Consider the following 1,344-nt stretch of genomic DNA (forward strand, 5'->3'; position numbering starts at 1 on the left):
ACGGGGCCGCCCTTTAGATTAGTGCTTGAGAATATTATAGGGAAAGTCCTATTTTAGGAGAGAGAAAAAGAGCCCGGGTGAACTATGGGGCCGCCTTTGTTTTTAGCAGATTCAAGGCCGGAATTAGTCCCAGGCTCTTTCTTTTGAAGCGCTACCAATTAGAATCTTAAGCTTTTAGGCTTATTAAAGGGATTAGTCGGCAGCTTCAATTTTCTATTTCACATCACTAATTGTAAAGGTATGAAGTTTAGTTCATTTTTCGGAATTGATGTTTCTAAAGAAACCATCGATGTAGCTGTTTGCCTAGCATCCAGGCCAGAGCATTTCTTCTACCAGAAGTTTGCCAATAACCCTTCCGGTTTTAAGGCCTTATTGGTTTGGTTGAATGAGCTGGCAATAACAGCTAAAGATGCTTTTTTCCTAATGGAGCATACAGGTTCCTATACACTGGAACTTTGCTGTTTTCTTGAAAAACAGCAGCTGGCATTTGCTTTAGTTTCACCCTTACACCTGCAGCGCTCCATTGGCCTGCAAAGAGGTAAAAATGACAAAGCGGTCCCCGCCGGGATAGATGCTAAGAGAATTGCTGCATTTGCTTTTCTGCATCGTCACAAGCTCAAAGCTAGCAGGCTGCCATCTTCCCAACTGCTGGAGCTGAAAAATCTCTACGCATTCCGCTCCAGGCTGGTAAAGACTCAAACCAGCTTAAAACAGACACTCAAGGAGTTAAAGGATCTTGCTCATTTAGTCAACAATAAGTTTATCATCAAGGAATCAGAGAAACAGCTAAAGTTGATCAAGGAGCAAGTCAAGCTGGTGCAGGCCCAAATTACAGCCAAAATCAAAGAAAGAGAAGAAGTCAAAAAGCAGTATGACCTGCTATGCTCAGTACCAGGAGTGGGCATGTTTACTGCCCTGGCAATGATTTTATCTACAAACAACTTTACTGGCTTTGAAAACAGTCGTAAGTTTGCCTCCTACTGTGGAGTAGCACCTTTTGATCGGACGGCCGACGCCGCATAGCTCGGGTAAAAGCATCAGAGGCAGAACCAAAACCAGTCCACTGGCTAATCACCAGATTAAAGCCCTGCTTAGCAATTGTGCCACTACAGCCATCCAACACGATGAGGAGCTTAAAAGCTACTATAACAGAAAGCTTGCTGAAGGAAAGCCAAAAATGGTAGTCATTAATGCTATTAGAGCTAAAATCATCAACCGCATTTTTGCCACTATCAAAAGAGAAACTCCCTATGTTGCTCTTCGACAATATAACAAAGCTGCATAACTTCAAATCTTGAAAATTTAATATACCTAAACCTTGGCTTAACCTTAGAATTCCGGCGG

General features: G+C 42.6%; 2 protein-coding genes. Both read left to right on the forward strand.

What is annotated here, in order from left to right; all coding sequences use genetic code 11:
* Positions 1-240 precede the first annotated feature (240 nt).
* Positions 241-1,023 (forward strand): transposase, encoded by a 783-nt coding sequence (locus KWJ01_RS03980; protein ID WP_255651021.1) that lies wholly within the window; start codon positions 241-243, stop codon positions 1,021-1,023.
* The gene (locus tag KWJ01_RS27920; RefSeq protein ID WP_255651022.1) at positions 998-1,285 is read left to right on the forward strand and encodes a transposase; all 288 of its coding nucleotides are present in this window, start codon (positions 998-1,000) and stop codon (positions 1,283-1,285) included. Before KWJ01_RS03980 ends, KWJ01_RS27920 begins: the two co-directional genes overlap by 26 nt.
* Positions 1,286-1,344 lie beyond the last annotated feature (59 nt).

The sequence above is a fragment of the Cesiribacter sp. SM1 genome, assembly GCF_020178975.1.
GTDB lineage: Bacteria > Bacteroidota > Bacteroidia > Cytophagales > Cyclobacteriaceae > Cesiribacter.

Bases quoted from the DNA above. Each gene is read 5' to 3' on its own strand.
- KWJ01_RS03980 (WP_255651021.1), top strand. From the start codon at position 241: ATGAAGTTTAGTTCATTTTTCGGAATTGATGTTTCTAAAGAAACCATC.